The organism is Actinoplanes sp. NPDC026670 (genome assembly GCF_040638175.1).
Lineage (GTDB): Bacteria > Actinomycetota > Actinomycetes > Mycobacteriales > Micromonosporaceae > Actinoplanes.
In genome coordinates this window covers 1-5,245 of record NZ_JBEZXU010000145.1, presented here as the reverse complement: position 1 = coordinate 5,245, position 5,245 = coordinate 1, and the positions used below count along the sequence as shown (strand labels likewise).

At 65.9% G+C, this 5,245-nt stretch carries 8 protein-coding genes; all 8 read right to left on the bottom strand.

Annotation, left to right across the window (positions count from 1 at the left end):
• Nucleotides 1–83: 83 nt before the first annotated feature.
• On the bottom strand, nt 84–1,388 hold the full coding sequence (locus tag AB0E94_RS52385; RefSeq protein ID WP_360344355.1) for a flagellar hook protein FlgE: 1,305 nt from the start codon (nt 1,386–1,388) through the stop codon (nt 84–86).
• A gap of 12 nt (nt 1,389–1,400) precedes the next feature.
• Nucleotides 1,401–1,853, bottom strand: a complete 453-nt coding sequence (locus AB0E94_RS52380; protein WP_360344352.1) for a flagellar hook capping FlgD N-terminal domain-containing protein — start codon at nt 1,851–1,853, stop codon at nt 1,401–1,403.
• Nucleotides 1,854–1,996: 143 nt separating this feature from the next.
• A complete protein-coding gene (locus AB0E94_RS52375; protein WP_317789922.1) occupies nt 1,997–2,485 on the bottom strand; it encodes a hypothetical protein in 489 nt (162 codons plus the stop codon).
• 7 nt (nt 2,486–2,492) lie between these two features.
• Nucleotides 2,493–2,855, bottom strand: coding sequence for a response regulator (locus AB0E94_RS52370; protein WP_317789921.1), 363 nt, complete (start codon nt 2,853–2,855; stop codon nt 2,493–2,495).
• Nucleotides 2,852–3,337, bottom strand: coding sequence for a chemotaxis protein CheX (locus tag AB0E94_RS52365; protein ID WP_317789920.1), 486 nt, complete (start codon nt 3,335–3,337; stop codon nt 2,852–2,854). The genes AB0E94_RS52370 and AB0E94_RS52365 overlap by 4 nt, the downstream gene beginning before the upstream one ends.
• On the bottom strand, nt 3,334–3,720 hold the full coding sequence (locus tag AB0E94_RS52360; RefSeq protein WP_173476755.1) for a response regulator: 387 nt from the start codon (nt 3,718–3,720) through the stop codon (nt 3,334–3,336). The genes AB0E94_RS52365 and AB0E94_RS52360 overlap by 4 nt, the downstream gene beginning before the upstream one ends.
• A gap of 5 nt (nt 3,721–3,725) precedes the next feature.
• Nucleotides 3,726–4,571, bottom strand: coding sequence for a CheR family methyltransferase (locus AB0E94_RS52355; RefSeq protein WP_360344348.1), 846 nt, complete (start codon nt 4,569–4,571; stop codon nt 3,726–3,728).
• Nucleotides 4,568–5,245 (bottom strand): CheB methylesterase domain-containing protein (locus AB0E94_RS52350; protein ID WP_360344345.1); only part of this gene is annotated, 678 nt, incomplete at its 5' end. The genes AB0E94_RS52355 and AB0E94_RS52350, both read right to left, overlap by 4 nt.

Genomic DNA, 5,245 nt, shown 5'->3' with positions numbered 1-5,245 from the left:
CTGGGGGCGTGGGGGGCCGGCCCGCCCGCCGGGGGGGGGGGGCCCCCCGCGCCCCCCCCCCCCCCCGCCCGGGTTCAGCTCGACTAACGCTTCATGCTGACGAGTTCCTGGAGGATCTCGTCGGAGGTGGTGATGATGCGGCTGTTCGCCTGGAAGCCGCGTTGAGCGACGACCAGGTTGGTGAACTCCTGCGCGAGGTCGACGTTGGACATCTCCAGCGCGCCGGAGATGACCTGACCCATGCCGGCACTGCCGGGTTCGCCGACCTGGGCGTACCCGGAGTTGACAGTGGTACGGAACAGCGAGTTGCCGACCTTCTCCAGGCCGTTGACGTTCTTGAAGGTGGCCATGGCGACCTGGCCGAGCGTTTGCTTGAGGCCGTTGGAGTAGACGCCGATGATCTCACCGCTGTCGGACACGGTGTAGGAGAGCGAGGTGAGGGCGCCGGCCACCTGACCGTCGGTGCTGAACACCCGCGCGTCGGTGTTACCCGAGTACGAGGTGATGTCGGTCATGTCGACCAGGTAGCCGCCGATTTCGATCTGGCCCTGGTTGTTCAGTAGTGCTGCGTCGACCTTTCCACTGGTCAGAGTGATGGGAACCGGGTTCGTGCCGGTCGTGAGAGCGACGCCGTTCTCGTCGAAGATCTCCACCTCCCAGCCGGACGTCGGCTCGATGGGCGGGACCGGCGCGTTGTCGTTCGCGGTTCGGGTGAACTTCGCGGTGACGGTGTGCGTGCCGCCCTGGTCGTCGTAGACCTTCACCGGGATGGTCGTGACGTAACCGGGCTGGGGCGGAACCGCGGCGGTGTCCCGTACCCCATTGTTGTCCGGGTCGTTCGGGTCCGGGATGTTGTCGCTGCTCAGGTTGCCCTTGAGCGTCATGATCGTGGTCGGCTCGGGCGGGATGGTGGCGCCGAGCGGCATCCGGATGTCCCCCGGCTTCGCGGCCGAGTTGACCTTGCCGTCCACCGCGGTCCAACCCTGGACCGGCTCACCCGTAGCGGTGGCGAGCACGCCGTTGGCGTCGAAGAAGAACGACCCGGCCCGGGTGTAGAGGTTCTCGTTGCCGCTGCGGGTGATGAAGAAGCCGTCACCCTGGATCATCATGTCGCCGGACTTGCCGGTGGTCTGCGCCGAACCCTGGCTGAAGTTCTGGGTGATGCCGGCGACCCGCACACCGAGGCCGACCTGGGCCGGGTTGGTGCCGGCCATGCCGTCCTGGGGGGATCCGCCCGAGCCCATCATCTGGCTCAGGGTGTCGTTGAACTGCACCTGCGACGACTTGTAGCCGGTGGTGTTGACGTTCGCGATGTTGTTACCCGTGACGTCGATCATCCGCTGGTGAGCGTTGAGTCCGCTGATACCGGAATAGAGAGAACGCAGCATTTATGAAGATCCTTACGCTTGTGGAGGGAGACGGGTGTTCAGGTCTTGGGTGTCGGTGACTTCCGTGACCTTGGACAGCTGCACATCCGTGTTCCCGACCTTGAGCGTCGGTTCGCTGTCTCCGTTCAACTTCGCCGCAGTGATCACGCCGGTCTGCATCGCACCGGTGTCGTCCATGTACGTGACCGTTTTGCCGACCAGAGTGCTGGCGCCGATCATGCGTTGCGCCTGAAGCATTCCGATCATGTCTTCCAGCTTCTCGACCTGCGTGAACTGGGCGGTCTGCGCCAGGAACGCGGTCGAGTCGGCGGGCTTGGTGGGGTCCTGGTATTTCAGCTGAGCGACCAGGAGCTTCATGAAGGTGTCCTTGTCACCGAGCGATTTGCTTTTCGCTTCGGCGGCCTTGGCCGCAGCCACGGCCTTGGACGGATCGGCTCCGGTGGGTCCGGACATCGGTGAGGTCATCGACTTCTCCTGTCCCGTAGCAGGCTCAACCTAAGCTTCGGCCCGGCCCCGGATTTGCTTAGACACAAATTTGCGGGCCCGCCATGAGGCGGGCCCGCAACGGGAGATCTTCAATTCTGTACGCCTTCGGCGGATCCGTAGGGTCAGGGAGCGAGGGACAGGCTGAGCTTTCCCTTGCCGTACCGGTTCACCTCGACCGACAGGTCGAGACGCCGGCCCAGGGCGAGCAGGACGGCGCGCGCGTCGGCCGGCAGCTCCTGGTTCGGGTAGATCACCTGGTAGAGCTTGACGTGCGGGGCGCCCTCCTTGTTGAGGAGGCTGGTGAACACGTTGCACAGCTCGAAGACGTTCTCCGCCAGGTTCGGGAAGAGCTGCTTCTCGTCGATGCTGTCCTCGGCGGCGCCGGCCGGCAGCAGGCCGAGCGCGGCGCCCGCGTTGGCGGCGAGGCTGAGCGTCATGCCCATCACCGCGTAGATCTTCTGGCCGCTGTCGGTGAAGATCGCGGAGGTGGTGAGAGGCACCTCGGGCGCGCTGATCGGGTCGCCAGGGCTGACCGTCACCTCTCGCCCGAGGAGGTCCTCGAAAAGGTTGCGTACGGCTAGAGAGCCGGGAAGAACCGAGACGTCTGACATGTCTTAATCATCCCAAAATAGGAGCGAACACTTCGTCGAATCGCTCAGCGGTGAAGGGTTTGACGATGAAGAACGCCGCACCGGCGCCTTCGGCGGCCGACTTCATCTCCGGAGTGCACTCCGAGGTCACGAAGCCGAACTTGACGTTGTTGCCGGCGGCACGAAGCTGTCGGAGCACCTCGATACCGGTGAGGTGCGGCATGTTCCAGTCCGAGATGACCAGATCGGGCTTCTGCTCGGTGGCCATGTCGAGGGCTTCCTTGCCATCGGCGGCCTCTACCAGGTCGTGATCCCCGAACCCGGCCTGCCGCAGGGTCCGGACGACGATCTGCCGCATCACCCGGCTGTCATCGGCGATGAGGATCTTCATGCACCCTCCTCCTTGTTGTCGGTGCTGCTCTGCCACATCGAAATGGACACCGGTTCGCCCTCCCACATCCCGTACACGCCGCTGATGCGCTCGGTGTTCGGGAATCGCGCCGATGCCTCCGGCGCGAGTACCACCTGTGGGAGCGACAACTGCGCCCCCGGCGGCAACATCGCTTTGACGTTGCCACCGACGATGTTGGCCAGTTCACCGAGCGTGTCGGAGATGTCCTCCTCACTGACTTCCTCAAGCTCCATGGCGAGGAAGGCGGCCGCAGCGCGCTGGGCGGCGGCTCGGGAGGACGCGTACACGACATGCCCGGACCAGGACCCGGTGATCGAGACCGAGGAGTGCACCTCGGAAGGCTGGTTTTCGTCGTACGTGGGGATCAGCGGACTGACACCCTCGGGATCCAGATATGACTCCCATACCTGTTCCACCATCTCGGCGAGGTCACTCTCGTCGACCTCGACTTCGACACTCATGAGTTCGCTCCGGTCGGGACGAGGCCCAGCAGGGCCAGCTTTTCGATCATCGCGCCTTCGGTGAAGGGCTTGATCACGTATTCGTGGGCGCCCGCGGCGAGCGCCCGGACGATCTGGCTCTGTTCGCTCTCGGTGGTGACCATCACGAGCGTCATCTCCCGCAGTCGCGGGTCGGCCCGGACCTTGGTGACGAATTCGAGCCCGTTCATGTTGGGCATGTTCCAGTCGATGAGGGCCAGTTCCGGCACCTCGGTCATGTCGGCCAGAAGGTCCATCGCCTCCTTGCCGTCCCCGGCCTCCACCGCCTCGAAGTTGAGCTTCGTGACGATGCGCTTGAGGATCATGCGCATCGCGCGCGAGTCGTCGATCACCATGGCACGCATCGGCGTCATCCCCTTCTCGCGGCACCGGCGGGCGCCGCTGTACGAGACCGGTAGGCAGAGGTGCGCCCGGCGGCCACCCGTTCGTAGTTGTCGTCGATCCCGATCGTGGTCTCGGCAGCGCCGAGGAAGAGCAGCCCGTCCGGGCGCAGGATCTTGGCCGCGTTCTGCAGCACCTGGCGTTTGGTGGCGACGTCGAAGTAGATGAGGACGTTACGCAGGAAGATCACGTCGAAGGGCTGCATGGGTGGGAACGGCGCGGTCAGGCTCATGTGCTTGAACGACACGTTCTTGCGCAGTGCCGGAATGATCCGCCAGTGCGCGCCGGCCCGCTCGAAGTACTGCACGAGCTGGGTGGCGGCCAGGCCCCGGTTCACTTCGACCTGGCTGTATTCGGCCTTCTGGGCCCGATCCACCATCGCGGTGGAGATGTCGGTGCCGAGGATCTCGTACGTCCATCCGGCCGGCAGGGTCTCCTGCAGCGTGATCGCCAGGCTGTACGCCTCCTGCCCGCTGGAGCTGGCCGCGGACCAGAAGCGCAGCTTGCGCACGGTGGCCCGGGACTTGATCAGCTCCGGCAGGACGACGTCGGTGAGCGCGGCGAACGGCTCCCGGTCCCGGAAGAACGAGGTCTCGTTGGTGGTGAGCGCGTCGATGATCTTCCGCTGGTGCGTCGGGTTGGGACGCTTCTGGAGATCACCGATGAACTCGTTGACGTTCGGCGCCCCGACCGCCCGGGCGACCGGGATGAGCCGGGCCTCGACCAGGTACTCCTTGCCCGGCGCAAGGACGATGGACGCCTCCTTGCGGACCAGGTTGGAGACGAAGGCGAACTCCGCTTGGGAAAGGGTCATCGGGCCACCGCCGGTGACCGTCCCACCCGGACACGGTTGAGCAGGGCTCCCGCGATCCGGTCCAACGGCAGCACCTCGTCGGCCAAGCCGGCGGCCACCACGGCGCCGGGCATGCCCCAGACCACCGAGGTCGCCTCGTCCTGTGCCAGAACCTCGGCGCCCGAGTCTCGTAGCACTTTCGCACCACCCCGTCCGTCTTGTCCCATTCCTGTGAGAATCGTGGCGAAACACGACCCGCCGTACAGAGCGGCCACCGACCGGAACATCACGTCCACTGCCGGTCGGCACGAGTTCTCCTGCGGCCCGTTGTTGAGCTGGGTCATCGTGGTCGTCCCGCGGCGCTGGAAGACCAGGTGCCGGTCACCCGGGGCGATGTAGACCGTGCCGGCGGTCAGCTCCATGCCCTCACCGGCCTCCACCACCTTCAGCGGGGTGCTCCGGTCCAGCCGCTCGGCGAACATCTTGGTGAACACCGGCGGCATGTGCTGGGTGATCACGATCGGGACCGGCAGGTCGGCCGGCAGCCCGAGCAGCACCTTGGTGAGCGCGTCGGGGCCGCCGGTAGACGAGCCGATCGCCAGGATGTCGATCTTCCCGCCGGGACTGCGTTTGGCCGCGGGCCGCGCCGGCGCCGCCGGGCCTGCGCCGGGACGCGCCGGGGCTCCGGGCGGGGC

Coding starts and splice junctions, on each gene's coding strand:
- AB0E94_RS52385 (WP_360344355.1), bottom strand. CDS start 1,388: ATGCTGCGTTCTCTCTATTCCGGTATCAGCGGACTCAACGCTCACCAG.
- AB0E94_RS52380 (WP_360344352.1), bottom strand. CDS start 1,853: ATGACCTCACCGATGTCCGGACCCACCGGAGCCGATCCGTCCAAGGCC.
- AB0E94_RS52375 (WP_317789922.1), bottom strand. CDS start 2,485: ATGTCAGACGTCTCGGTTCTTCCCGGCTCTCTAGCCGTACGCAACCTT.
- AB0E94_RS52370 (WP_317789921.1), bottom strand. CDS start 2,855: ATGAAGATCCTCATCGCCGATGACAGCCGGGTGATGCGGCAGATCGTC.
- AB0E94_RS52365 (WP_317789920.1), bottom strand. CDS start 3,337: ATGAGTGTCGAAGTCGAGGTCGACGAGAGTGACCTCGCCGAGATGGTG.
- AB0E94_RS52360 (WP_173476755.1), bottom strand. CDS start 3,720: ATGCGTGCCATGGTGATCGACGACTCGCGCGCGATGCGCATGATCCTC.
- AB0E94_RS52355 (WP_360344348.1), bottom strand. CDS start 4,571: ATGACCCTTTCCCAAGCGGAGTTCGCCTTCGTCTCCAACCTGGTCCGC.